19 protein-coding genes are annotated in these 25,319 nt (G+C 71.8%); 5 read left to right on the forward strand and 14 right to left on the reverse strand.

The genetic code is table 11. The features are described from left to right. Window positions 1-4: 4 nt before the first annotated feature. The 7 genes from AB0I52_RS14870 to hrcA form a co-directional block, all read right to left on the reverse strand. Window positions 5-364: a histidine triad nucleotide-binding protein gene (locus tag AB0I52_RS14870; RefSeq protein ID WP_363072492.1), complete on the reverse strand. Its 360-nt coding sequence runs from the start codon at window positions 362-364 to the stop codon at window positions 5-7. A 163-nt stretch (window positions 365-527) separates the two neighbouring features. Further along, a complete protein-coding gene (locus AB0I52_RS14875; RefSeq protein ID WP_363072494.1) occupies window positions 528-3,788 on the reverse strand; it encodes a S41 family peptidase in 3,261 nt (1,086 codons plus the stop codon). A 108-nt stretch (window positions 3,789-3,896) separates the two neighbouring features. Beyond that, entirely contained in the window at window positions 3,897-4,394 is a 498-nt protein-coding gene (locus tag AB0I52_RS14880; RefSeq protein WP_363072496.1) for a hypothetical protein, read from the reverse strand. A 133-nt stretch (window positions 4,395-4,527) separates the two neighbouring features. Continuing rightward, on the reverse strand, window positions 4,528-5,274 hold the full coding sequence (locus AB0I52_RS14885; protein ID WP_363072498.1) for a 16S rRNA (uracil(1498)-N(3))-methyltransferase: 747 nt from the start codon (window positions 5,272-5,274) through the stop codon (window positions 4,528-4,530). Then, window positions 5,271-6,344, reverse strand: coding sequence for a nitronate monooxygenase (locus AB0I52_RS14890; protein ID WP_363072500.1), 1,074 nt, complete (start codon window positions 6,342-6,344; stop codon window positions 5,271-5,273). The genes AB0I52_RS14885 and AB0I52_RS14890 overlap by 4 nt, the downstream gene beginning before the upstream one ends. Before the next feature lie 125 nt (window positions 6,345-6,469). Beyond that, a complete protein-coding gene (gene dnaJ / locus AB0I52_RS14895; protein WP_363072502.1) occupies window positions 6,470-7,609 on the reverse strand; it encodes a molecular chaperone DnaJ in 1,140 nt (379 codons plus the stop codon). Then, on the reverse strand, window positions 7,610-8,626 hold the full coding sequence (hrcA, locus tag AB0I52_RS14900; RefSeq protein ID WP_073735980.1) for a heat-inducible transcriptional repressor HrcA: 1,017 nt from the start codon (window positions 8,624-8,626) through the stop codon (window positions 7,610-7,612). Window positions 8,627-8,811: 185 nt separating this feature from the next. On the opposite strand from hrcA, the gene AB0I52_RS14905 reads away from it, so the two are divergent. From AB0I52_RS14905 to AB0I52_RS14915, 3 genes are all read left to right on the forward strand, one after another. Next, window positions 8,812-9,531, forward strand: a complete 720-nt coding sequence (locus AB0I52_RS14905; RefSeq protein ID WP_363072504.1) for an MBL fold metallo-hydrolase — start codon at window positions 8,812-8,814, stop codon at window positions 9,529-9,531. A gap of 60 nt (window positions 9,532-9,591) precedes the next feature. Beyond that, a complete protein-coding gene (locus tag AB0I52_RS14910) occupies window positions 9,592-10,410 on the forward strand; it encodes a DUF3097 domain-containing protein (protein WP_363072506.1) in 819 nt (272 codons plus the stop codon). A 117-nt stretch (window positions 10,411-10,527) separates the two neighbouring features. Then, window positions 10,528-13,392 (forward strand): hypothetical protein, encoded by a 2,865-nt coding sequence (locus tag AB0I52_RS14915; protein WP_363072508.1) that lies wholly within the window; start codon window positions 10,528-10,530, stop codon window positions 13,390-13,392. 31 nt (window positions 13,393-13,423) lie between these two features. Here AB0I52_RS14915 and hemW read toward each other — a convergent pair whose 3' ends face one another. The 4 genes from hemW to lepA form a co-directional block, all read right to left on the reverse strand. Next, window positions 13,424-14,665, reverse strand: a complete 1,242-nt coding sequence (gene hemW, locus AB0I52_RS14920) for a radical SAM family heme chaperone HemW (RefSeq protein ID WP_363072510.1) — start codon at window positions 14,663-14,665, stop codon at window positions 13,424-13,426. Between the two features lie 71 nt (window positions 14,666-14,736). Then, the gene (locus tag AB0I52_RS14925) at window positions 14,737-16,644 is read right to left on the reverse strand and encodes an ATP-binding SpoIIE family protein phosphatase (RefSeq protein WP_363072535.1); all 1,908 of its coding nucleotides are present in this window, start codon (window positions 16,642-16,644) and stop codon (window positions 14,737-14,739) included. A gap of 239 nt (window positions 16,645-16,883) precedes the next feature. Beyond that, on the reverse strand, window positions 16,884-18,773 hold the full coding sequence (locus AB0I52_RS14930; protein ID WP_363072512.1) for a long-chain fatty acid--CoA ligase: 1,890 nt from the start codon (window positions 18,771-18,773) through the stop codon (window positions 16,884-16,886). Between the two features lie 261 nt (window positions 18,774-19,034). Further along, complete coding sequence (gene lepA, locus AB0I52_RS14935; protein WP_363072514.1) at window positions 19,035-20,909, reverse strand: translation elongation factor 4; 1,875 nt, start codon at window positions 20,907-20,909, stop codon at window positions 19,035-19,037. A 225-nt stretch (window positions 20,910-21,134) separates the two neighbouring features. On the opposite strand from lepA, the gene rpsT reads away from it, so the two are divergent. Beyond that, window positions 21,135-21,401 carry a 30S ribosomal protein S20 gene (gene rpsT / locus AB0I52_RS14940; RefSeq protein WP_207319643.1) on the forward strand — a complete coding sequence of 89 codons (267 nt, stop codon included), beginning with the start codon at window positions 21,135-21,137 and terminating at the stop codon, window positions 21,399-21,401. 488 nt (window positions 21,402-21,889) lie between these two features. Here the strand turns inward: rpsT and holA are convergent, their stop codons facing one another. Next, window positions 21,890-22,876 (reverse strand): DNA polymerase III subunit delta, encoded by a 987-nt coding sequence (gene holA, locus AB0I52_RS14945; protein ID WP_363072517.1) that lies wholly within the window; start codon window positions 22,874-22,876, stop codon window positions 21,890-21,892. Window positions 22,877-22,985: 109 nt separating this feature from the next. Here holA and AB0I52_RS14950 point away from each other — a divergent pair, with 109 nt between their 5' ends. Continuing rightward, window positions 22,986-23,231, forward strand: a complete 246-nt coding sequence (locus AB0I52_RS14950; protein ID WP_363072519.1) for a hypothetical protein — start codon at window positions 22,986-22,988, stop codon at window positions 23,229-23,231. A 17-nt stretch (window positions 23,232-23,248) separates the two neighbouring features. Here AB0I52_RS14950 and AB0I52_RS14955 read toward each other — a convergent pair whose 3' ends face one another. Both AB0I52_RS14955 and AB0I52_RS14960 read right to left on the reverse strand, forming a co-directional pair. After that, on the reverse strand, window positions 23,249-24,142 hold the full coding sequence (locus tag AB0I52_RS14955; protein ID WP_363072537.1) for a YceI family protein: 894 nt from the start codon (window positions 24,140-24,142) through the stop codon (window positions 23,249-23,251). Window positions 24,143-24,329: 187 nt separating this feature from the next. Further along, entirely contained in the window at window positions 24,330-25,166 is an 837-nt protein-coding gene (locus tag AB0I52_RS14960) for an arylamine N-acetyltransferase (RefSeq protein ID WP_363072521.1), read from the reverse strand. Window positions 25,167-25,319 lie beyond the last annotated feature (153 nt).

Genomic DNA, 25,319 nt, shown 5'->3' on the forward strand with positions numbered 1-25,319 from the left:
GCCTCTAGCCGGGCGGCCACTGGAGGCCGCGGCCGCCCAGGACGTGCGCGTGTGTGTGGAAGACGGTCTGCCCGGCCCCGGCGCCGGTGTTGAACACGACCCGGTAGCCGGTGCCCACGATCTTCTCGTCGGCGGCGACCTCTCCGGTCTCGCGCAGGATGTCGGCGAGGACCTGCGGTTCGGCGGCGGCGAGGGACGCGGCGTCCGGGTAATGGAGCCGCGGGATGACGAGCACGTGGGTCGGGGCCTGGGGGTTGATGTCGCGGAAGGCGACGGTGGTGTCGGTCTCCCGGACGATGGTGGCCGGGATCTCACCCGAGACGATCTTGCAGAACAGGCAGTCGGGCTGCGGTTCTCCTGCCATGGGTGCTCCTCAGTCTCGGTGATCCGTTACGGGGCAGCCTAGCGGGCGGGGCGCGGGAGTTTCCGGGGGCTCCGCCCCCGTACCCCGCGCCTCGATCACCGGAGGGGCTCGAATGTCCGGCCTCGCCGGCGATCGAGGAGCGGGGTACGGGGCGGAGCCCCGGTCACGGTGCTCCGGAGGGGCCCTGGTTCCGTGGCTCGGGCAGTGGCGGGGCCGTCTTCGCCGGGGTCCGGGTCAGCGACTCCAGCGCGATCCTGATCGCCTCGTCCAGCTGCGGATCCCGCCCCGCGGCCCGGTCCTGCGGCGTCATGACGACCTCGACGTCCGGGTCGACGCCGTGGTTCTCGACGCCCCAGCCGTACCCCTCCAGCCAGAAGGCGTACTTCGGCTGGGTGACCAGGGTGCCGTCCACCAGCCGGTAGCGGCTGTCGATGCCCACCACACCGCCCCAGGTGCGGGTGCCGACCACCGGGCCGATGCCCAGCAGTTTGATCGCCGCGTTCACCACGTCGCCGTCCGAACCGGAGAACTCGTCCGCCACGGCGACGACCGGCCCCCGGGGCGCGTCGCCCGGGTAGCTCTGGGGCCGGCTGCCGCGCGGCAGGTCCCAGCCGACGATGCGGCGGGCCAGCTTCTCCACGATCAGCTGCGAGGTGTGGCCGCCGCGGTTCTCCCGAACGTCCACCACCAGCCCCTCGCGGGCGACCTCGGTGCGCAGGTCGCGGTGGATCTGGGCCCAGCCCGGTCCGGCCATGTCGGGGATGTGGACGTAGCCGAGGCGTCCGCCGGAGTGCTCGTGGACGTAACGGCGCCGGTCGGCGACCCACGCGTGGTAGCGCAGGGCCTCCTCGTCGGCGATCGGGACGACGACGACATGGCGCGGGTCGCCGCCGTCGGCCGGGGCGACGGTCAGCTCGACCGGGTGCCCGGCCGAGCCGGTGAGCAGGGGTCCGGGGCCGGTGACACGGTCGACGGGTTGGCCGTCGACGGCCAGGATCGCGTCCCCGGCGCGGACGGCGACGCCCGGTGCGGCGAGCGGTGCGCGGGCCGCGGGGTCGGAGGTCTCCGACGGCAGGATCCGGTCGATGCGCCAGCTCCCGTCGTCCGCGCGGGAGATGTCGGCGCCGAGCAGGCCCTGCCGGGCCGAGTCGTCGTGCCAGCCGCCGGACGGCCTCACATAGGCGTGGGAGGTGCCGAGTTCGCCCTGTACCTCCCACAGCAGGTCCATGAGGTCGTCGTGGGTGGCGACGCGCTCCAGCACCGGCCGGTAGCGGTCCAGGACGCCGGCCCAGTCGACACCGCCCATGTCGGGGTGCCAGAAGTTGTCCCGCATGAGGCGGCCGGCCTCGTCGTACATCTGCCGCCATTCGGCGGCCGGGTCCAGGGTGCGGCGGATCCGGGAGAGGTCGACGGTGATGCTGCCCTCGCTGTCGTCGTCGTCCGAGCCCCCCGGCACGCGGCTGTCGGACGGTACGACGCGCAGTTTGCCGTGGCTGTGCAGGACCAGCCGCTTGCCGTCGCCGCTGACGGCGAACCGGCCGATGTCGGAGGCGAGTTCCTCGCAGCGCAGCTTCTCCAGGTCGTACCGCTCCAGCACGGTCTCGGGGCGGCGGGCGTCGGGCGTGGCCCCGCTCGTGCCGAGGACTCCGGTGACCGGGTGGCGCAGCCAGAGCAGCCCGTCCTTCGCGGCCCGGAGCGAGGAGTAGTCGGCGGCCTCGACGGGCAGCGGCACGATCCGGTCGGCGAGGCCGTCCAGGTCGATGCGGGTGACCGGGAGCGCGGTGGGGTTGTCGTCGCCGTCGGCGCTCTTCTCCCGCTCGGTCGGGCGGCCGTGGAGCTGCGGCCCGAACGGGGAGGGGGTGGTCGCGGCGAGCGTCAGCAGGTGCGGCCGGCAGCCGCCGATGAAGGCCAGGTCGAAGACGTGTGAGTCGTAGACCGGGTCGAAGGCCCGCTCGGAGAGGAACGCCAGGTGCTTTCCGTCGGCGGTGAAGGCGGGTGCGAAGTCCCGGAACCGCAGCGGGGTGGCGTCGCAGACCGTCAGGTCGGCGAGGTGGGCGAGCTTGATCTGGCTCAGCGGTTCGGGGCCGGGGTGCGACCAGGCGAGCCAGGAGGAGTCGGGTGAGAAGACGAGCCCGGAGGCGTCGCCGTGCTCGCTGCGGTCCACCTCGTGGACCTCGCCGCTCTCCCGTTCGACGATCAGTACGCGGCCGTCGTGGGCGGCGACGGCGAACCGGCTGCCGTCGGGGGCGGGGGCCAGGTCGAGGACCCGGCCGATCCGGCCCGCGGCGAGCCGGCGCGGTACGGCGTCGGGCGAGGTGCCGGTGGCGGGTGCGCACTCCAGCGCGTCGTCGCCCTCGGCGTCGGTGACCCAGACGACGTGCTGGTCGCCGTCGGCCTGGAAGGTGCGGGGCAGCCTGGCCCGTACGCCGGGTTCGACGGCGAGTGCGCGGGCCGGGCCCTCGCGGTGGGTGACCCAGTGGACGGCTCCGCGGGATCCGACGGCGCTGCCGCGGCCGGTGCGGTCCGGGGACGCGGCGCTCAGATGGCTGCCCGCGTGCACGGGGTGCGGCTGGAGGTCGGCGCGCTGGCCGCCGAGCCGGATGCCGAGGCGGCGGGGCTCGTCGCCGTCCAGGCTGTCGAGGAGCCAGAGCTCTCCGGCACTGGCGTAGGTGACCCGGGTGCCGTCGGTGGTGGCGTGCCGGGCGTAGAAGCCCTCGATGCCGGTGTGCCGGCGCAGGCCGGTGCCGTCGGGGAGGGAGGAGTAGAGCGCTCCGACGCCTTCGTGGTCGGAGAGGAAGGCGATGCGCTCGCCCACCCACATCGGGCACTCGATGTTGCCGTCGAGCTCCTCGTTGACCCGTACGAACTCCTGCGGGGACCCGTCGCCGGGTGTCTCCCCGGTGGCGATCCAGAGCTTGCCGGCCGTGCCGCCCCGGTAGCGCTTCCACTTGGCGGCCTCGCGCCCCATGGTGGCCGAGAGCAGCAGGATCCGTCCGCCGGGCCCGTACGCGAGGGATCCGACCGGCCCGTACGGGAGGGTCCGTGCGGGGCCCGCGTCGACCGGTACGGCGCGGGCCCAGGTGCGGCGCAGCGAGACCTGGCCCTGGGTGCTGATCACCAGCACGTCGCCCTCGGGCGTCCAGCCCTGCACGGCTGTCTGCGCGTCGCCCCAGTAGGTCAGCCGCCTGGAGGGGCCGCCGTCGACGGGGGCCAGGTGCACCTCGGGCACCCCGTCCCGGGTGGACGTCCAGGCGACGAGGGTGCCGTCGGGAGATATCCGCGGCTGGGTGACGGGTCGGTTGTCTGCGCTGACTCGCCAGGCTCGGCCGCCGTCGAGCGGCGCCAGCCAGACATCGTCCTCGGCGGTGAAGGCGATCAGGTCGCCCTGGACATGGGGATACCGGAGGTAGGAAGGCTGCGTCACATCGATCACCCTAGGCCGAGGCCGGGCCCTGGGAAACGGGGTTGGCCGGAGTCCGACGCAGGCCGTGTCCGAGAAGTCCCGCTCCCCGGCCCGCGACGCCCGGCACCCTCACTTGCCCTGGGGGTACGCGGTCACGGTGACCGTGACGGTCGCGGTCGGCCGGGCGCCTCCCCCGCTGCCGTCCGCCGGGGCCCGGGGCGGCGCGGAGGGCGAGGGCGCGGCGTCGCAGTTGCCGAGCATCGTGGCGCGGAAGACCGTCTTCCCGCCCGCCTTCGCCGTCATGTCACCGCTGACGCACTGGCCCTTGACCTCGCGGTCGACCGTGCCGTCGAGGCTGATGTCCTCGCCGTCCTTGGTGCGTCCGTTGCATTCGACGTCGGCGACCCGGCTGGTGGCGGCATTGGACGGACCGGTCCGGGAGGCGGCGCTCGCGCCCCCGCCGGCGGTCCGTGCCGTGCAGCTCAGCCACTGCACGTTCACCCCTTCGTGCTCCAGCGCGCGGGTGGCGGTCCGGTCGGTCGTCACGGCGATGGACGCGGAGTTCAGGCCGTCGACCGGATCGCAGGCCGTCAGTCCGGCGACGGCCGCGCCCGCGAGGCAGATCACGGCCGGAAAGCGACGGATCCTTCGATTGCACCATGCCCTTGATGTCCCCATACGGGCAGCTTCCCACCGCGCCTGACGGTGCGGTAGGCGGATTGCGGCCAGAACCGGCCAAGGTTCCGGGAAACGGCCCGATTCATGACCAGCGGCCGGTGCGGCCCAGCAGCAGGGCCGTTGCCGCGGTGCCCGCCGTCGAGGTGCGCAGTACGGTCGGTCCGAGCCGGCAAGTCAGGGCCCCGGCGGCGGCGAACGCGGCCAGCTCGTCGGGCGAGACGCCGCCCTCCGGGCCGACGACCAGCACGATCTCGCCCGCTTCGGGCAGGGCGACGGTGGCCAGCGGTTCGCTGTCGTACCCGCGGTCCTCGTGCAGTACGGCCGCGAAGTCGGCCGTGGCCACAAGTGCGGCGACCTGCTTGGTCGTCATCGCGTCCGCCACCTCCGGGAACCGCACCCGGCGCGACTGCTTGCCGGCCTCGCGGGCCGTGCCGCGCCATTTCGTCAGGGCCTTGAGGCCCCGGTCGCCCTTCCACTGGGTGATGCAGCGCCCGGCCTGCCACGGCACGATCGCGTCGACGCCGGTCTCCGTCATCGTCTCGACGGCGAGCTCGCCGCGGTCGCCCTTGGGCAGGGCCTGGACGACGGTGATGCGGGTGCCGGGGCGAGGTTCCTCGTGGACGGGCTCCAGGCCGGTGAGCACCAGCCGGTCCTTGCCCTCGGCGGCCGTCACCACGCCTTGCGCCCAGCGGCCCCGGCCGTCCGTCAGGACGACGTCCTCACCGGCGCGCAGGCGTTTCACCGAGACGGCGTGCCGTCCCTCCGGCCCCTCCAGGACGAACCCGGGGCCCGTGGGCATCTGTTCGACGACGAAGACGGGTGCCGTCACTGCGTGCTCCTTGTGCTCACTGCCGCCCGTGCGGCGTCGATTTCCTCAGCGAGCAGCGCGACGAGCCGGCCGGCCGTCAGCTCGCGTGCCATCCGGTGTCCCTGGCCCGCCCAGAGCGCCATGCCCTGTGCGTCCCCGGCCCTGGCCGCCGCCTTGCGCAGCGGGGCGGTCAGCTGGTGGACCTGCGGGTAGGCGGCGGGGGCGTACGGTCCGTGCTCGCGTACGAAGCGGTTGACCAGGCCACGGGCCGGGCGCCCGGAGAAGGCCCGGGTCAGGGTGGTGCGGACGAACAGCGGGTTGGTCAGGGCCTGCTTGTGCAGCAGGTGGGCGCCGGACTCGGGGCAGATCAGGAAGGCGGTGCCGAGCTGCGCGGCATCGGCCCCCGCCGCGAGCACCGCGGCGATCTGGGAGCCGCGCATGAGCCCGCCGGCGGCGATGACCGGGATCTGCACGGTCTCGCGCACCTGGGCCACCAGGCTCAGCAGCCCGGTCCCGATGCCGTCGGCCTGCGGGTCGTCGCGGTGGGTGGACTGGTGGCCGCCCGCCTCGACGCCCTGGGCGCAGACCGCGTCGGCGCCCGCCCACTGCGCGGCCTGGGCCTCCTCGGGCGTGGTGACCGTCACGACGGTGTACGTGCCCACCCCGGCGAACGCGTCGAGGGTGTCGCGGGCCGGGCAGCCGAAGGTGAAGGAGACGACCGGGACCGGGTCCTCCAGCAGGATGGCGAGCTTGGCCTCGTAGCCGTCGTCGCCGCCGGAGTCGGTCTCGCCGAGCGGGGTCTCGTACCAGGTGGCCTCGCCCGCGAGCTGGTGCCGGTACACCTCGACGGCGCTCGGGTCGGCGAGATTGGGCTGCGGCATGAAGAGGTTGACGCCGAAGGGCTGGCCGGTCAGTCCGCGGACCTGCTTGATGTCGTTGTACATGCCGTCCGCGGTCTTGTACCCGGCGGCCAGGAACCCGAGCCCGCCGGCCTCGGCCACGGCGGCCACGAGCTGCGGGCAGGAGACTCCGCCCGCCATCGGGGCCTGCACGATCGGATACCGGCAGAGATCGGTCAACGCGGATGGCATGACGGCATGGTGTCATGTCCTTCCTGTCCCGTGATGCGCACCCCGTGGCCGCGTTATGTCCGCAATGCCGTACGGGCCCGGAAACCCGGGCCCGTACGGTGCCGAAGCGTGCGACGAGGCGCCCTCTAGCGCCCGTTGAACGCGTCCTTCAGACGCGAGAACAGGCCCTGCTGACCGGGCTGGAACTGACCGGTGGGCCGCTCCTCGCCGCGCAGTTTCGCCAGCTCCCGCAGGAGGCGTTCCTGTTCGGGGTCCATCTTCGTCGGGGTCATGACCTCGACGTGCACGATCAGGTCGCCGCGGCCGCCACCCCGCAGGTGGGTGATGCCGCGCCCGTGCAGCGGGACGGACTGGCCGGACTGGGTGCCCGGCCTGATGTCGACCTCCTCCAGGCCGTCGAGCGTCTCCAGCGGCACCTTGGTGCCGATGGCCGCCGCCGTCATGGGGAGGGTGACCGTGCAGTGCAGATCGTCGCCGCGCCGCTGGAACACCGCGTGCGGCAGCTCGTGGATCTCGACGTAGAGATCGCCGGCCGGGCCGCCGCCGGGGCCGACCTCGCCCTCGCCCGCGAGCTGGATGCGGGTGCCGTTGTCGACACCCGCGGGGATCTTCACGGTGAGGGTGCGCCGCGAGCGGATGCGGCCGTCGCCGGCGCACTCCGGGCAGGGGGTCGGCACGACCGTGCCGAAGCCCTGGCACTGCGGGCAGGGCCGCGAGGTCATGACCTGGCCGAGGAAGGACCGGGTGACCTGGGAGACCTCGCCGCGGCCGCGGCACATGTCACATGTCTGGGCCGAGGTGCCGGGTGCGGCGCCCTCTCCGCTGCACGTCGTACAGACGACGGCGGTGTCGACCTGGATGTCCTTGGTCGTGCCGAAGGCCGCCTCGGAGAGGTCGATCTCCAGCCGGATCATGGCGTCCTGGCCGCGCCGGGTGCGCGAACGGGGTCCGCGCTGCGACGCCGTGCCGAAGAACGCGTCCATGATGTCGGAGAAGTTGCCGAAGCCGCCCTGTCCGAAGCCGCCCGCACCGCCTCCGCCGCCGGAGGCGGACAGCGGGTCGCCGCCGAGGTCGTAGACCTGCTTCTTCTGGGCGTCCGACAGCACCTCGTAAGCGGCGTTGATCTCCTTGAACCGCTCCTGGGTCTTCGGGTCGGGGTTCACATCCGGGTGCAGCTCGCGTGCGAGCCGCCGGAAGGCCTTCTTGATCTCGTCCTGAGAAGCGTCGCGGCGCACGCCGAGTACGGCGTAGTAGTCCGTGGCCACCTACGACTCCGCCAGGATCTGTCCGACGTAACGTGCCACTGCGCGTACCGCTCCCATCGTTCCGGGGTAGTCCATGCGGGTCGGTCCGACCACGCCGAGTTTGGCGACTGCTTCGTCGCCCGAACCGTAGCCGACCGCGACGACGGACGTGGAGTTGAGGCCCTCATGGGCGTTCTCGTGCCCGATTCGTACGGTCATGCCCGAGTCCTTGGCCTCGCCGAGCAGCTTCAGCAGCACGACCTGCTCCTCCAATGCCTCCAGCACCGGCCGGATCATCACAGGGAAGTCGTGCCCGAAGCGGGTGAGGTTGGAGGTGCCGCCGATCATCAGCCGCTCCTCCGTCTCCTCGACGAGGGTTTCGAGCAGGATCGAGAGCACGGTGGACACGGTCGCCCGGTCCTCGCTCTCGAAGGATTCCGGCAGGTCCTGCACCAGTTGCGGGACGTCCGCGAAACGGCGTCCCACCACCCGGCTGTTGAGCCGGGCCCGCAGATCGGCGAGAGAGGTCTCACCGAACGGCGTCTGGCAGTCGACCAGCCGCTGTTCGACCCGGCCGGTGTCCGTGATCAGCACGAGCATCAGCCGGGCGGGGGCCAGCAGGAGCAGTTCCACGTGCCGCACCGTCGAGCGGGTCAGCGAGGGGTACTGCACGACGGCGACCTGCCGGGTCAGCTGCGCGAGCAGCCGTACGGTACGTCCCACGACATCGTCGAGGTCGACCGCGCCGTCGAGGAAATTCTGAATGGCCCGGCGTTCCGGCGACGACAGGGGCTTGACGCCCGCGAGCCGGTCGACGAAGAGCCGGTAGCCCTTGTCCGTAGGGATGCGTCCCGCGCTGGTGTGGGGCTGGGCGATGAAGCCCTCGTCCTCCAGCACCGCCATGTCGTTGCGGACGGTGGCCGGGGAGACCCCCAGCTTGTGCCGCTCCGTGAGCGCCTTGGAGCCGACGGGCTCCTCGGTGCCGACATAGTCCTGGACGATGGCGCGCAGCACTTCGAGTCTGCGTTCGCTGAGCATCGCGCACACCTCCAGCTGTCTGCCTCGGTCGATCTCGGGTCGTTCCCGGGACTTCTCCTGGCACTCTGTCCGTTCGAGTGCCAGCAATCCCCCGGTCAGTGTACGGCGACGGGGTGGGCCCCTAGCAAGGGCGACCGGCCACGCTACCCCGAGACCCCGCAGGTCGTTGCCGATAGCGTCGTCGCATGGACGTCTCTTGGGAAGAGTTCGGCTGGGAGCGGTTGGGTGACGGAGTGGGCCGGCGGCGGCTGCCCGGCTGGGACGCGACGGTCGCACTGGTGGTCGGAGCGGACGGGGCGCTTCTCTACGACACGGGTTCGACGCTCCGGGAGGGCGTCGAACTGCGGACCGGGGCCGAGCGGCTGCTCGGCCGGAGGGTGACACATGTCGCACTGAGCCATCCGCACTTCGACCACGTCCTGGGCACGGCCGCCTTCGCCGGGGCCCGGGTGTACGGGGCGGCCGGCCTGACGGATCTGCTGCGGTCCGGGGCGGACGGTCTCCACCGCTCCGCGGTCGCGCACGGGGTGTCCGAACACGACGCGTCGGAGGCCGTGGACGTGCTGGTGGCCCCGCACCACCAGGTGGACGGGGAGTGGACGCTCGATCTGGGCGGCGGCCGTCAGGTGCTGCTGGCCGACGTGGGCCCGGGGCACACCGGCCACGATCTGGCGGTGCTGGTGCCCGGCTCGCCCGCGGTCGTCCTCTGCGGCGACCTGGTCGAGGAGTCCGGTGAGCCGCAGGCAGGGCCGGACGCGGTCGTCTCCCGCTGGCCGGCCGCGCTGGACCGGCTACTGGCACTGGGCGGCGAGCACGCGCTGTACGTACCGGGGCACGGAGCGGTGGTGGACGCCGCGTTCGTCCGGGCGCAGCGCGACGCTTTGGCCGGGCTCCCCGCGGCCTGAACGGCGTGGGCGGCGCCCCCTCCGGCGTGTCGTGGGGCCGCCCCGTCCTATCGTCGTGCGATGCGCAGCTATCAGCCGGACCTGACCCCGCCGTGGAAGAAGTCCGCCCCCGCCCCCGAGGTGCCCGCCGATCCCGACCTGGTCGTGGAGGAGGCCGTCACCGGCTTCTGCGGTGCGGTGATCCGCTGCGAGAAGACGGCCGCGGGGCCGACTGTGACCCTGGAGGACCGGTTCGGCAAGCACCGGGTCTTCCCGATGGAGCCGCGCGGCTTCCTGCTGGAGGGCCGGGTGGTGACGCTGGTACGGCCGTCGGCCGGCGGCCCCGTCCGGCCCGCCCGTACGGCCTCCGGCTCGGTGGCGGTCCCCGGGGCGCGGGCGCGGGTGGCGCGGGCCGGGCGGATCTACGTCGAGGGCCGGCACGACGCGGAGCTGGTCGAGCATGTCTGGGGCGACGACCTCCGGATCGAGGGCGTGGTCGTCGAGTACCTGGAGGGCATCGACGACCTGCCGGCGATCGTGCGCGAGTTCTCCCCGGGCCCGGACGCGCGCCTCGGCGTGCTGGTCGACCATCTGGTGCCGGGTTCCAAGGAGTCCCGCATCGCGGCACAAATCTCGGACGGGAACGTCCTGGTGGCCGGTCATCCGTACATCGACGTGTGGGAGGCGGTGAAGCCGTCGTCCGTGGGAATCGGCGGCTGGCCGGTGGTGCCGCGCGGCCAGGACTGGAAGACCGGCGTGTGCCGTTCGCTGGGGTGGCCGGAAAACACCGGCGCGGCCTGGCAGCGCATTCTGTCCTCGGTCCACTCCTACCGGGACCTGGAGCCCGAACTCCTGGGCCGCGTAGAGGAATTGATTGATTTCGTCACGCTTCCCACCTGATGTCCGGCGAGTCTTCCCGCCAATTCCGGGCTGATCCCCACCATTACCTGCGCCCCGCACGCATCATCGGTTATTGAGTGGTCCCTGGCTCTTTTCGCGAGGGAAGGCACGGGGGCGATGGCGCGCGAGGTATGGCGGGACAGTGCGGACAACGAGGCGGCCTCGGCCGTCTTCCACTTCGTGCAGCAGCTCATCGACCGCTACCGGGACAACCGGCCGGTGATGCCGCTGGTGGTGCTCCAGGCCGCCGACGCGGACGTCCCGTCCACCGTGGACGCCAGGGTCGAGCAGATCGTGCGCCGGATCCACCACGCCAACCAGCTGCGCCGCGTGCCGCTGAAACTGCTCGACGGCCGTGGCGAGACGCCGTACGAGGCGGCGCTCGACATGGTCCGCACGCTGACCGAGAAGCCGTGGGAGACCCGGAGCAGTTCGCAGTACAAGCCCTTCGTCTTTCCCCGCTCGCGGCTGCTCGGCGCCATCGAGCAGGCCACCGCGGCCGTGGTCCGGGAGCCGGACCGCGGCGGCTCACCCGATGACCGCGACGAACGGATCCTGGAGCAGCTGAGCACGCTGCGCTGGCGGGTCAGCCGACGGGGTCCGCGCAACTGGCTGGGCGCGTTCAGGGAGTCGGTGCGGCCGGAGACGTTCCTCGGGGCCGTCGTCATCGCGGTGCTCGGTGTGCTGCTCGGTGAGATCGGCTGGGTGCCCACCACGCTGGTGGCCGTGGGCGCGGTGCTGGGCCTCGCGGTCGTCCGGCTGGTGACGACGTCGGCGCCGCCGCTGCTGTGGCTGCGGCGGGCCAGCAGATGGTTCGCCACCACCTCCTCGCTGGCCGCGGCCGGCACCGGGTACCCGTCCGACGGCTGGTCCCGGTTCTCGCCCAGCGGGTCGTGGCGGGTCATCCGGGTCCGGGCCGCGGTGGTCGCCGGGCGGGTGGCCGACGCGGCGGCGGGCGACGAGCAGTCCCGCCAGTTCCATCTGGAGCTGCGGGTCCAGGCGCTGCTGGAGGACCTGCGGAACAACTACCGCCCCCACGCGCTGGACTGGCGGCGCGGGAAGCGCACCGTGCCGCCGGTGGTGTTCCTTCCCACCGCCTGCCAGAGCAACGGCGGCATCCAGCTGATCAACGCCATCAACAACGTCCGCTCCCGGCGCAGCGAGGTGGATCCGCTGCTGCTCCTGGCCTCGCTGCCGGCCGCCGAGATACTGCGGCACACCCCGCCGCTGCCCGCCGAGCCCCTGCCCACGCACACCGGCGCGGCGCGGGCCCGTTACGACAACTGGATCAGCCACCTCAGCATCGGCCAGTCCCCGACGGCCGCCGCCACGCTCGCGTGGGTGCTGCGGCTGCCGCTCTCGACCGAGCAGCTGACCCATGAGCACGCGCACGCACAGCTGGTCACGACGCGGGTGCGCAGGACGTGGGTCTGGTGGGTGATGTCGCGTACGACCGTGGCGTGCGTCCTGGTCTGCGCCCTGCTGGCGACCTTCCTGGTGAGCAGCCGGCTGGCGGACCGGTACTGCCACGGTCCGCTCACCGACGTGAACACGGACTCGGTGAAGCTCGCGGGTCCGGGCGGCGGGCCGAAGGAGTGCATAGGCGTGTCGACGACCACGCAGGTGCGTTTCGCGTCGGGCAACGAACTGTCGCTGGACGGCTCCGGCAAGGGCGTCACCTTCGACCGGATCGAGCGGGCGGTGGCGGAGGAGAACGCCGCCATCGTGCCCGGGGACGACTACGTCACCGTCATCTACGCGGGGCCTTTCACCGCCACGTCCCCGGAGGGCACCCGTAAGGCCCTGGAGGAGCTGACGGGTGTGTATCTGTACCAGCACCGCACCAACAAGCTGCGCTACTCCGTCAAGCTCAAGGTGCTGACCGCCAACGGCGGGCAGGACATGCTCCAGCAGATACCGGCGGTGAAGAAGATCATCGAGGTGGCCCGGAAGGACCGCAGGGTCGTCGGTGTGGTCGGGCTCGGGCGCGACACCACCGACAGTCCCCGGGCCACGGAGCTGCTCCAGGAGGCCGGTCTCCCGGTCGTGGACACGACCAACTCCGGCGGCTATCTGGCGAAGGACTACTCGAACTACTTCGGCATCGCGGCGACCGACGAGGAGCAGGCGGACGCGCTGGCCGTGGTGGCGGGGCAGGTGGCCGGGAAGTCCCCGCATCCGCGGGCCCTCGTGCTCTCCCGCAGGCTGGGCAACAACGACAAGGACCGCTACACGGTGGAGCAGCGCAAGGTGGGCGGCGCCATGCTGAAGAAGGCCGGGTTCAAGCTGTCCGACCCGTTGGAGTACAGCCTCGGCCGCCGCAACAGCGCCGATCTCGACAAGCCGGTCCAGAAGATCTGCGAGGCGGACCCGGCACCGGACGCCCTGTACTTCGCCGGCCGGGTCGAGGACGTCAACAATCTGATGGGCCGGCTCGCCCAGGGCTGCGCGGGAAAGCCGATCACGGTCTTCACCGGCGACGACCTGACCAAGGCGCGGTTCGCCGAGAGCACGGATCTCGCGGAGGACGTCACGCTCTACCACACGGCGCTCGCCCCGATGAGCCGCGGCCGGGCCGACGGCTTCTACACGGAGTCGCACCGGACACTGGAGGGGCTGCTGCCCGCGGGCGGCAAGCTGCCGCGGCTGCCGGCCTCCAAGCCCTACCAGGACGGCCTGTTCGCCAGCGGGCAGTCGGTCATCTCGTACAGCGCGACGAACGCCCTGTACGACGCCGCCGGCCACGGCGACAAGGTGAACAGCGCCGCCGAGACGTGGGCGAACCTGTACGCGGTGAACCTGCAGACGATGCCCACCGGCACGATCACGTTCCGCGGCTTCATCCCCTACGAGGCCCAGTCCGGCCACGGTCTCGACGTCGTCGAGATCACGTATCCGGACGGCCGGATCCACAGCAGGATCATCTGCGGCCGGCCGGCCGGGGCGCACAAGGTCACCCCCGCCGGCTGCCCGGTGGGGTGAGCCGCCCGCGGCCTGTCCCCCGGTCCGTCCCTCAGTCCACCAGATCGCGCACCACGGCGTCGGCCAGCAGCCGCCCCCGCAGGGTCAGCACGGCCCTGCCGTCGCCGAACGGGCCGGACTCCAGCAGACCGTCGTCCACGGCCCGCCGTGCCGCCGTGAGCCCGGCCGGCGCGAGCAGGGACAGCGGGCAGCCGTCGGAGAGCCGCAGCTCCAGCAGGATGCGCTCGACGCGGCGGTCCTCCGCGGAGAGGATCTCGCGTCCCGCCCCGGGCGAGCGCCCCTCGGCCAGCGCCTGCGCGTACGCCCCCGGGTGCTTCACGTTCCACCAGCGCACGCCGCCGACGTGGCTGTGCGCTCCGGGTCCGGCGCCCCACCAGTCGGCGCCGCGCCAGTACAGCTCGTTGTGCAGGCAGCGGCCCTCGGGCGTACGGGACCAGTTCGACACCTCGTACCAGGAGAAGCCCGCCGCGGCCATCGCTTCGTCCGCGATCAGATAGCGGTCGGCGTGCGCGTCGTCGTCCGTCATCGGGATCTCGCCGCGCTTGATCCGGCGGGCCAGCTGGGTGCCCTCCTCGACGATCAGGGCGTACGCGGACACATGGTCGGGTCCGGCACCGATCGCCGCGTCCAGCGAGGCCCGCCAGTCGTCGTCGGACTCGCCCGGGGTGCCGTAGATCAGGTCGAGGTTGACGTGGTCGAAGCCGGCCGCCCGCGCCTCGGCGACACAGGCCTCGGGCCGCCCGGGGGTGTGCGTGCGGTCGAGGATCTTCAGTACGTGCTGCCGGGCGCTCTGCATCCCGAAGGAGATCCGGTTGAAGCCGCCCTCGCGCAGCTCGGCCAGGTACGCCGGGCCGACCGACTCCGGGTTGGCCTCGGTGGTGATCTCGGCATCGTCCGCGAGCCCGAACTCCTCCCGGATCGCGGCCAGCATGGCGACGAGGTCGGCGGCGGCCAGCAGGGTCGGCGTGCCGCCGCCGACGAAGACCGTACGGACCGGCCGGGGGTCGTCCCCGAGGACCTTGCGGGCCTGGCGGACCTCGCCGATCAGATGGGAGGCGTAGTTGTCCCGGGAGGCCAGCGCACCCCCGGAGCCGCGCAGCTCGGTCGCGGTGTAGGTGTTGAAGTCGCAGTATCCGCAGCGGGTCGCGCAGTACGGCACGTGCAGGTAGAAGCCGAGCGGCCGGCCTGCGGCACCTTCCAGGGCATGGCGGGGCAGCGCCCCGTCGTCGGGCACGGGCTCACCATCGGGCAGTACGGAAGGCATACCGTCCATTGTCGCGCGCCGCCCGGCAACCGGACGCCACCCCGGATTCCGGCCGCACGCCCCGCCGGCACTACGGGGCTCTACAGGGCCTGGAGGACCAGCAGCGCCAGGTCGTCGTCCGGCGGGCGCTCGGCGAAGGCGTGCACCGCCTGGTTGATCCGGTCCGCGATCCCCTCGGCGCTCAGCCCGGTGCAGTCGGCCAGCGCCTGCGCCAGGCCGTCGTCGTCGTCGAACATCACCGGGCCCGAGCGTCGCTCGGTCACCCCGTCGGTGACGCACAGCAGGCTGTCGCCGGGGGCCAGGTCGAAGCTCTGGCTCTCGTACGTGGCGTCGTCGACGACACCGAGCAGCAGCTGCGGTTCGGCGGCGATCCGCACCGTGCCGTCGGGGCGCAGCAGCAGCGGCAGCGGGTGGCCCGCACTGGCCAGGGTGCAGCGGGCGCCGCCGTCGGGCAGCGGCACGAGCTCCCCGTACAGCAGGGAGAGGAACCGTGGTCCGCTCTCCGCCGACTGCTGGCCGCCCGCGGCGGCGACCATCAGCGCGGCCGCCTCGGCGGCCTCCATCGCGTCGTCGAGGAGCAACCGGTTGAGCCGGACCAGGACCTCGCCGACCTGGAAGCCCTCCCGGGCCAGCAGCCGCAGCCAGGGGCGGGCGAGGCCGGTGACGACGGCGGCCTCGGGGCCGCTGCCCTGGACGTCGCCGAGGACGAAGCACCAGCGGTCGTTCGGGCACGGGAAGATGTCGTAGAAGTCACCCCCGACCACTCCGTCGTCGCTGGGTTCGTACACCAGTGAACTGGCGACGCCCGGTATGTCCGCGACCTTGCTGGGCAGCAGACCGCGCTGGAGGATGCGGCTGATGGTGGCCTGGCGGGTGTAGGCGCGGGCCGCGCCCACGGCGAGGCCGACCCGGCGCACGAAGTCCTCTATCAGGGCCGTCACCTCGTCGGGGACACGGGCGATGCCCTCGCGGCCGACGAGCACGGCACCGAGGGTGCGGCCGCCCGAGGTGATCCGGTACGCGAGCGCGACGCCCTCGTTCCCGTCCGGTTTCTCCCCGTCCTCCGCGCTGCCGGGCCACGGAATCGAGACGGGTCCGGTGCCGACGCGCTCGGGGAGCCGGAGCGGGTCCCCCTCCAGCGCCTCGCGCAACGGGTCCGTGCGGGTCTCGTCGATGTGCCACACCTTGGCGAGACGGGGTACGGCCGCCCTGCCGCCGCTCTCCGGCTCCAGCCAGATCGCGCACCAGTCGGCGAGCCTGGGTACCAGTAACTGTCCGGCGAGCGCGGCCACGATGTCCTCGTCGAGCTGTCCGGCCAGCAGGTCGGAGGCCTCGGCGAGGAACGAGAGCGCGCCGCGCCCGGCCCAGTCCGCGTCGTCCCGCAGGGCGCGCCGGGCGGTGGGGGCGAGGAGCTCGGCCGCGCGCAGCCCGTGCTGGAAGCCGGGTTCCGTGCGGGCGTCGGCGAAGGGGTTCCAGTCGTCGACGGGGAGCCGGGCCCAGACGGTCTTGAGGCCGGTGCGGTAGGTGATGCCCCAGCGTTCGGAGAGGGTGGCGACGAGTTCCAGTCCGCGCCCGTACTCGGCGGGCTCTCCCGGGCCGGCCGCACCGCCGGGTCCGGCGCCGTTCTCGCTGCCGTCGCTGCGCACCGCGCGGGCCGGATGGTGGTCGGAGACCTCCAGCACCAGCGCCGACGCCTCGTCCTCCGTCGCCTCCTCCAGCCGGAAGAGCAGCTCGACGTTGGTCCCGGCGTGCACGACGGCGTTGGTGACCAGTTCGCTGACGATCACCGTCGCGTCGTCGGAGAGCCGGTCGCTGAACCCCACGGCCGCGGGCAGGCCGAGCCCGCTCCACTCGGCGAGCGCGGCCGCGACGAACCGCCGGGCCGCGGCGGGCGCGAGCAGGTTCCCGGGCAGGCTCGTGCGGGCGGCCGGCTGGGTGCCCGTGGACGCGGCACTGGTTCCGGGACGCTGCACGATGTCCCGCTGCAAGGGAATGGACCCCACAGGGCTGCTCCTGACCTGTTCTCGCTCTGCCTGTTCTCGTTCTGCCTGTTCTCGTTCCCGGCCCACTGATGACAGGGACAGAGTGACAGATCGGCCCAGCCCATACGCGTCGAGTTACCGAAGTGAGCGGAGAAGTACGGGGAGAGGCGGGCGCGGGAACGACGGCCCGGCCCCCGCGCCGGAACGCGGGGGCCGGGCGGCCTCAGCGGGGCGGCGGGCCGCCGTCACGCCTCGCGGGAGCCCGCGTACATGTCCTCGATCAGGTTCTTGTAGGCGCGCTCGACGACCGGCCGCTTCAGCTTGAGGCTGGGCGTCACCTCGCCGTGCTCGATGTCGAGGTCGCGCGGGAGCAGCCGGAACTTCTTGATGGTCTGCCAGCGCTGGAGCCCCTCGTTGAGGCGCTTGACGTAGCCGTCGATGAGCTCGACGGTCCGCGGGGAGGCCACGACGTCCGCGTACGACTTTCCTTCCATGCCGTTCTCGGCGGCCCAGCCGAGGATGGTCGGCTCGTCCAGGGCGATCAGCGCGGTGCAGAAGTTACGGTCCGCGCCGTGCACCAGGATGTTGGAGACGAACGGGCAGACCGCCTTGAACTGGCCCTCGACCTCGGCCGGGGCGATGTACTTGCCGCCGGACGTCTTGATCAGGTCCTTCTTGCGGTCGGTGATCCGCAGATAGCCGTCCACGGACAGTTCGCCGATGTCGCCGGTGTGGAACCAGCCGTCGGCCTCCAGCACCTCGGCGGTCTTCTCCGGCAGCCCCTGGTATCCCTCCATCAGACCGGGGCCGCGCAGCATGATCTCGCCGTCGTCCGCGATCCGTACCTCGGTGCCGGGGAGCGGCTTGCCGACCGTGCCGGTGCGGTAGGCCTCGCCCGGGTTGACGAAGGAGGCGGCGCTGGTCTCGGTGAGGCCGTAGCCCTCCAGGATGTGGATCCCGGCGCCCGCGAAGAAGAAGCCGATGTCGGGTGCGAGGGCCGCGGAGCCGGAGACGCAGGCGCGGAGCCGGCCGCCGAAGGCCTCGCGGATCTTCGCGAAGACGAGGGTGTCGGCGACCTTGTGCTTGGCGCCGAGCGCGAAGGGCACGGAGGCGGTGCCGGTGCGCCGGAAGTTGTCCTGGGAGACCTTCGCGTACTCGCGGGCGACCTCCGCCGCCCACTGGAAGATCTTGTACTTGGCCGCACCACCGGCACGGGCCTTGGCCGCGACGCCGTTGTAGACCTTCTCGAAGATACGGGGGACGGCGGCCATGTACGTCGGCCGGACGACCGGCAGGTTCTCGATGATCTTGTCGACCCGGCCGTCGACGGCGGTGACGTGTCCCACCTCGATCTGGCCGGAGGTGAGGACCTTGCCGAAGACGTGCGCGAGCGGCAGCCAGAGGTACTGGACGTCGTCCTTGGTGATCAGCCCGGTGGAGACGGTGGCCTTGGCCATGTACGACCAGTTGTCGTGGGGCAGCCGTACGCCCTTGGGGCGGCCTGTGGTGCCCGAGGTGTAGATGAGGGTCGCGAGCTGCCCGGGGGTGATGGCGTCGACCCGCTCGGTGATCGCGGCCGGGTTCTTCGCCAGGTGCTCGGTGCCCAGGGCCTCCAGGTCGGCCAGCGTGAGGACCCAGCCCTCGGGGTCGCCCTCGGCGGGTCCGGCGCCCTCGGCGTCGATGACGACGACATGGGCGAGCTCCGGCAGCTCTGCGCGGCGCTCACGGGCCTTGGCCAGCTGTCCGGCGTCCTCGGCGATCAGGACCCGGCTCTCGGAGTCGGAGAGGATGAACGCCGACTCCTCGGCGTTGGTCGAGGGGTAGATCGTGGTGGTCGCGGCGCCCGCGCACATGACGCCGAGGTCGACGAGGATCCACTCGACCCGGGTGCTGGCGGCGAGCGCGACGCGCTCCTCCGGCCGCACCCCCAGCGAGATCAGCCCGGCCCCGATGGCGTACACCCGCTCGGCGGCCTGCGCCCAGCTGAGCGACTTCCACTCGTCGGCGCCCTCGCCACCGGCCGCGGGGACGGGGTAGCGGTAGGCCTCCGCGTCCGGGGTGGCGGCCACCCGGTCGATGAAGAGGGTCGCCACGGACGGCGGACGGTTCTCGATCATGGTCTGTGTGTCGCTCACGACATCCTCCGGGCCTACGGCAGTGCTTCACGACCGGCTACTGGTTCGCGGCTTGCTCGCCGCTTACGTCTGGGTGCTTGGTCCCGCTTGTTTAACTCATGAGTAACTACGAAGTCGTGATCAGGGTAGAGCGCCCGCGTCCGCCGCGTAAGGGGCAATCGAACCCCGCTTCATAACGAACGGGCCCCCGCGCCGCAGCGTTCTGCGATGCGGGGGCCCGTTCGGTCTACCGATCAGTAGGGTCGGCATGCGGGGGACGTACTACTTCTTGGCCTTGCTCTCCCCGGCGGACTCGTCCGTCGACAGCACGGAGATGAACGCGTCCTGCGGCACCTCGACGTTGCCGACCATCTTCATCCGCTTCTTGCCTTCCTTCTGCTTCTCCAGCAGCTTCCGCTTACGGGAGATGTCACCGCCGTAGCACTTGGCGAGGACGTCCTTGCGGATGGCGCGGACGGTCTCACGGGCGATGACCCGGGAGCCGATGGCCGCCTGGATCGGCACCTCGAAGTTCTGCCGCGGGATCAGCTTCTGCAGCTTGGCGACGAGCCGGACGCCGTACGCGTACGCCTTGTCCTTGTGCGTCACCGCGGAGAACGCGTCGACCTTGTCGCCGTGCAGCAGGATGTCGACCTTGACGAGCTCGGCGGACTGCTCGCCGGTGGGCTCGTAGTCGAGCGAGGCGTAGCCGCGGGTCTTGGACTTCAGCTGGTCGAAGAAGTCGAAGACGATCTCGGCGAGCGGCAGGGTGTAGCGGATCTCGACCCGGTCCTCGGAGAGGTAGTCCATGCCGAGGAGGGTGCCGCGACGCTGCTGGCACAGCTCCATGATCGCGCCGATGAACTCGCTGGGCGCCAGGACCGTGGCCCGGACGACCGGCTCGTGCACCTTGTCGATCTTGCCCTCGGGGAATTCACTCGGGTTGGTGACGGTGTGCTCGCTGCCGTCCTCCATCTCGACCCGGTAGACCACGTTGGGCGCGGTGGCGATGAGGTCGAGGCCGAACTCGCGCTCCAGCCGCTCCCGGACCACGTCGAGGTGGAGCAGGCCGAGGAAGCCGACGCGGAAACCGAAGCCGAGCGCCGCGGAGGTCTCCGGCTCGTACACCAGGGCGGCGTCGTTGAGCTGAAGCTTGTCGAGGGCCTCGCGCAGGTCCGGGTAGTCCGATCCGTCCAGCGGGTACAGACCAGAGAACACCATCGGCTTGGGGTCCTTGTAGCCGCCCAGCGCCTCGGTCGCCCCCTTGTGCAGGGAGGTGATCGTGTCACCGACCCTGGACTGCCGGACGTCCTTCACCCCGGTGATGATGTAGCCGACCTCGCCGACGCCGATGCCGTCGGCCGGGGTCATCTCCGGGGAGGAGACCCCGATCTCCAGCAGCTCGTGGGTGGCACCGGTGGACATCATCCGGATGCGCTCGCGCTTGTTCAGCGAGCCGTCGATCACACGGACGTACGTCACGACACCGCGGTAGGAGTCGTAGACCGAGTCGAAGATCATCGCGCGGGCCGGGGCGTCGGCCTTGCCGACGGGCGCCGGGACGTCCCTGACCACACGGTTCAGCAGCGCGTCCACGCCGACACCGGTCTTCGCGGAGACCTTGAGCACGTCCTCGGGCTGACAGCCGATGAGGTTGGCCAGCTCCTCGGAGAACTTCTCGGGCTGGGCGGCCGGCAGGTCGATCTTGTTGAGCACCGGGACGATGGTGAGGTCGTTCTCCATCGCCAGGTAGAGGTTGGCGAGGGTCTGCGCCTCGATGCCCTGCGCCGCGTCGACCAGCAGGACCGTGCCCTCACAGGCCGCGAGCGACCGGGAGACCTCATAGGTGAAGTCGACGTGCCCCGGGGTGTCGATCATGTTGAGGACGTGGGTGCTGCCCTGGTCCTCGCCGACGGTGGGCGCCCAGGGCAGCCGGACCGCCTGGGACTTGATGGTGATGCCACGCTCGCGCTCGATGTCCATCCGGTCGAGGTACTGAGCGCGCATCTGCCGCTGGTCGACCACACCCGTCAGCTGGAGCATCCGGTCGGCAAGGGTCGACTTGCCGTGGTCGATGTGCGCGATGATGCAGAAATTGCGGATCAGCGCCGGGTCGGTACGGCTCGGCTCGGGCACGTGGAGAGGAGTCGCGGGCACGCAGGGTCCTGATTCTTGAGACGCCGAACGCCGTGTCTCGGGTCGATGTCGGGTCGGTCGGATCTGTACTCGGATCTGTACGTAGCTCCCATCGTCCCACGCCTGCGGAGCGGAGACCGGTTTGGGCCGGTCGGAGCGCGGCTGCTACCGTGGACAGCTGTGCCTCGTGGCTTTCCGGCCACAGGGCGCACATCGAAGATCCAACGAACCTGAAAAGGCTCTTTCGTGGCGAACATCAAGTCCCAGATCAAGCGGAACAAGACCAACGAGAAGGCGCGCCTGCGCAACAAGGCCGTCAAGTCGTCGCTCAAGACCGCAATCCGCAAGGCCCGCGAGGCCGTCGTTGCGGGTGACGCCGAGAAGGCCAACCTGGCCGTCCGCGACGCCTCCCGTGCGCTCGACAAGGCTGTCTCGAAGGGTGTCATCCACAAGAACGCCGCCGCCAACAAGAAGTCGGCGCTGGCCACCAAGGTTGCCACCCTCCAGGGCTGAGCATTCCCGATGTGATCGCCGGAACGGACTCAGCGGGCCCTCTCTCCCGCTCCTGACCGGCACCCCGCGCCGCACACCGAACCTGCGTTCGCCACGCGGGTGCGGCGCACCAAGCACAGACCGATGGCCCCGGCCGTAGCCCTCCCCAGGGCGACGACAGGGGCCTTCGTCATGCCCGGGTGCCCGGGGTGTCGGCAGGGGGCCTTCGGTCATGCATCGGGGTGTCGGCAGGGGCCCTCGCCATGCCCCGGGGGTGTCGGCAGGGGCCCTCGTCTCATGCGCGTACGCCTGGCCCCGGGCGGGGGCTGCGCTTCACGGTCCGGTCCGGTCCGGCCACATCAAGCCCGTCCGGCGATTGAGGACGCCACGAACCGCAGGTCCAAGCCCGTCCGGCGATTGAGGACAGCGCGGACGGCCGGACACACCCGGCGTCTACGGGACCGCCTCGCGCGGGACCACCGCTACCGCACCCGCTCCACCGGCCACCGCTACCGGCCCGCCCGCGCGGCCCGTGCCACCGCGACCACGGCCTTCTCCAGCGCGTACGCCGGATCGTCCCCGCCCCCCTTGACCCCCGCATCCGCGTCCGCGACCGCCCGCAGCGCCACCGCGACCCCGTCCGGCGTCCAGCCGCGCATCTGCTGACGCACCCGGTCGATCTTCCAGGGCGGCATCCCCAGCTCACGGGCGAGATCCGCCGGCCGCCCCCCACGCGCCGACGACAGCTTGCCGATCGCCCGCACACCCTGCGCGAGCGCGCTGGTGATCAGGACGGCCGCCACGCCGGTCGACAGTGACCAGCGCAGGGCCTCCAGCGCCTCCGCCGCCCGGCCCTCGACCGCCCGGTCGGCGACCGTGAAGCTCGACGCCTCCGCGCGTCCCGTGTAGTAGCGCCCGACGACCGCCTCGTCGATCGTGCCCTCGACGTCCGCGACGAGCTGCGACACCGCACTCGCCAGCTCCCGCAGATCGCTGCCGATGGAATCGACCAGCGACTGGCACGCCTCGGGCGTCGCCGAACGCCCCAGCGCCCGGAACTCACCCCGTACAAAGGAGAGCCGCTCCGCCGGCTTGGTGGTCTTCGGGCAGGCGACCTCCCGCGCACCCGCCTTGCGCGCCGCGTCCAGCAGTCCCTTGCCCTTGGCGCCACCCGCGTGCAGCAGCACGAGCGTGATCTCCTCGACCGGGTCGTCCAGGTACTTCTTGACGTCCTTGACCGTGTCGGCGGAGAGATCCTGCGCGTTGCGCACGATCACCACCTTGCGCTCGGCGAAGAGCGACGGGCTCGTCAGCTCGGCGAGCGTGCCCGGCTGGAGCTGGTCGGACGTGAGGTCGCGGACATCCGTGTCGGCGTCGGAGGCGCGGGCCGCCGCCACCACTTGCTGGACGGCGCGGTCCAGGAGCAGGTCCTCCTGGCCCACGGCGAGCGTGAGCGGGGCGAGCGGGTCGTCGGTGGAATTCCTTCTGGTGGCCATCGCCGTCCAGCATCCCACGCGCCACTGACAACCCGGCCGGGCGCCGTACGGACACCGCTGCCCGGACACCGAGGACCGGACGCCGCCGCCCGTACCGGAGAATGGGCGGGTGAGCGATGTGAGACATGTACTGGTGCTGCCCGACCGCGACACGGCACAGGAAGTGGCGCGCGAGCTGTCCGACCGGTTCGGGGTCACCGAGGAGCCGCAGCTCGTGCGCGACGCGCTGGCCGGCGAGGACGACGCCGAGGACGCCCAGTGGCTGGTGGTCGTGGAGGACCCGGACCGACGGCTGGACGCCGCGGCGCTCGATGGGTTCGCCGCGGAGTACGAGGGGTGGCTGGAGGCCCCGTAGGGCGCGTCCCGGTGGGCTCAGCCCTTCGGGACGATCTGGATGTCCATGTCGATGGAGATGCTGGAGCCGACGGCGGCTATCCCGCGGGCCAGCATGGTCTGCCAGGTGAGGGTGAAGTCCTCGCGGTGCAGTTCGGTGGTGGCCCGGCAGGCGGCCCGCGCCTCGCCCTCCAGGCCGTTGCCGAGGCCTAGGTACTGGGTGTCCAGCGTGACCGTACGGCTCACGCCGTGCAGGGTCAGCGCGCCGCTCACGCCCCAGCGGGTGCCGCCGCGGTGGACGAACCGGTCGCTGTAGAACTCCAGCGTCGGGTAGCGGCCGACGTCGAGGAAGTCGCCGGAGCGCAGGTGGTCGTCGCGCATCCGGACGTTCGTGTCGATCGACGCGGCGTCGATGATCACGTGCATGGCCGAGTTCTCCATGCGGTCGGCGATCCGGACCGCGCCCGCGAACGTGTTGAACCGGCCGTGGACACGGGCCATCCCGATGTGCCGGGCCGTGAAGCCGATCTGCGAGTGCATCGGCTCGATCTCCCACTCGCCCGGGTCGGGCAGCTGCGGGGGCGCCGACACCTGAAGGGTGACATCACCCGGACCCGCGTGCTCGCCCTCGGCGATCGAGACCGATCCGTGGAACGGGGTGAAGCCCTCGGCCGTGACGGCGAGCCGGTACTCCCCCGCCGGGACCGTGGCGAGGACATTGCCGTACGGGTCCGTCTCACCGGAGACGATCTTGCGTCCCGAGGCGTCCGTGACCACGAACTCGGCCTGCCGTACGGCCTCGTTGACCGGGTCGAGCACCCGGCAGCCGAGGACGCCGGCCGATTCCGGTACGGCGAGTCCGGCGAGGGCGCTGCTGCGCGCGGCACCCTTCGCTCCCTTGTTTCCCAAGCTTCCCAGCCAGCGGCCGAACATCTTCACGTACTCCCCGGGGGCGCGTTCACCTTGGGGCCGGGTGGCTGGACTTCGTTGTCGGAGCAGCGGCCCGCCGACGAGTATCCATTCGATCACCCTTGTGGCGTTCGAGGCAAACAGGGCATCTCGCCGTTGCTTGGGTGGAGGTGTTACCGAAGGACCGAATTGATCACCCCGTTTGCGTGTGTCACCCGTCCGACGCGGACGCACCGGCCCCGCGGACTGTCGGCAGCCGGTCGAGGCGCAGTCCGAAGTGCTCCCGGTAGGCGGCGAGAACTTCCTCGTCGCTCCCCAACGGTGTCTCGTGGCGCTCGGCACCGACCGTCGTGACGAGCTTCCGGCCGCTGAGCGTGATCCGGCCGGCGGCGGTGAAACGGGAGCAGACCGGGGACCGGGTGAAGCCGGAGTCGGGTGAGGTGCGGTGGTACCAGGCGCCGGCCCGGAAGTCCGCCAGCGCCCGGGGCCGGGGATCCAGCAGGAACTGCGGCGCACCGTCACGCAGCACCTCGACGTCCCCGTGGTCCTCGCCGTCCGCGCCGTCGGCGGGAGCCCGCCTGATCCGGAAGGTGCCGCGCGGGTCCTCCTGGTCCGTGCGGTCGTCGAGTGCGAGCGGCTGCTGCGCGTGGTCGCCGAAGCCGACGTCCGCGAGCCACGGACCGGTGCCGTCGTCCGTCCGCACCCGGAGCGCCAGGTGGTCGTAGGGAATGCCGAGCTTCCCGTCGCCCCCGTGCACCCGGGCCTGGAGCAGCGTGACGTCGAAGCCCAGTTCCCGCAGCAACCAGGCGAAGGCCCCGTTGAGTTCGTAGCAGAACCCACCGCGGCGGTCCGCCACGATCTTGTCGAGAAGCGCCTGCTCCTCCAGCACGATGTCCTCGCCGAGATGGATCGAGAGGTTCTCGAAGGGCACGGCGGTGAGGTGACGCAGTTGCAGCTCGCGCAGTGCCGCCGCGTCGGGGCGGCCGGGCCTGGTGGCGCCGATGCGTGCCAGGTAGGAGTCAACGGTGTGCGGCAGGTGCGGGTCCATACCGGCAGTCTGTCCCGGGGGCCGGGGACCCGCCATGAGCCGGTGGTCTGGGGACACGGCCTAGGTGTACTGACCCGTGAGGTTGGGGACGCGGCTGGCGGGTGGTTGGCCTTTGAGCGCGGTGTGTCCGCGGTGGTGATTGTAGGTGTGGAG

Origin of the sequence: Streptomyces sp. NPDC050423 (assembly GCF_040655445.1) — a bacterium.
In the GTDB taxonomy this organism is placed as follows: Bacteria; Actinomycetota; Actinomycetes; order Streptomycetales; family Streptomycetaceae; genus Streptomyces.

Excerpts from the sequence above, each read along its gene's own strand:
- AB0I52_RS14870 (WP_363072492.1), bottom strand. The coding sequence starts at position 364 with ATGGCAGGAGAACCGCAGCCCGACTGCCTGTTCTGCAAGATCGTCTCG.
- AB0I52_RS14890 (WP_363072500.1), bottom strand. The coding sequence starts at position 6,344 with ATGCCATCCGCGTTGACCGATCTCTGCCGGTATCCGATCGTGCAGGCC.
- hrcA (WP_073735980.1), bottom strand. The coding sequence starts at position 8,626 with ATGCTCAGCGAACGCAGACTCGAAGTGCTGCGCGCCATCGTCCAGGAC.
- AB0I52_RS14905 (WP_363072504.1), top strand. The coding sequence starts at position 8,812 with ATGGACGTCTCTTGGGAAGAGTTCGGCTGGGAGCGGTTGGGTGACGGA.
- AB0I52_RS14910 (WP_363072506.1), top strand. The coding sequence starts at position 9,592 with ATGCGCAGCTATCAGCCGGACCTGACCCCGCCGTGGAAGAAGTCCGCC.
- AB0I52_RS14915 (WP_363072508.1), top strand. The coding sequence starts at position 10,528 with ATGGCGCGCGAGGTATGGCGGGACAGTGCGGACAACGAGGCGGCCTCG.
- hemW (WP_363072510.1), bottom strand. The coding sequence starts at position 14,665 with ATGGACGGTATGCCTTCCGTACTGCCCGATGGTGAGCCCGTGCCCGAC.
- holA (WP_363072517.1), bottom strand. The coding sequence starts at position 22,876 with ATGGCCACCAGAAGGAATTCCACCGACGACCCGCTCGCCCCGCTCACG.
- AB0I52_RS14955 (WP_363072537.1), bottom strand. The coding sequence starts at position 24,142 with ATGTTCGGCCGCTGGCTGGGAAGCTTGGGAAACAAGGGAGCGAAGGGT.
- AB0I52_RS14960 (WP_363072521.1), bottom strand. The coding sequence starts at position 25,166 with ATGGACCCGCACCTGCCGCACACCGTTGACTCCTACCTGGCACGCATC.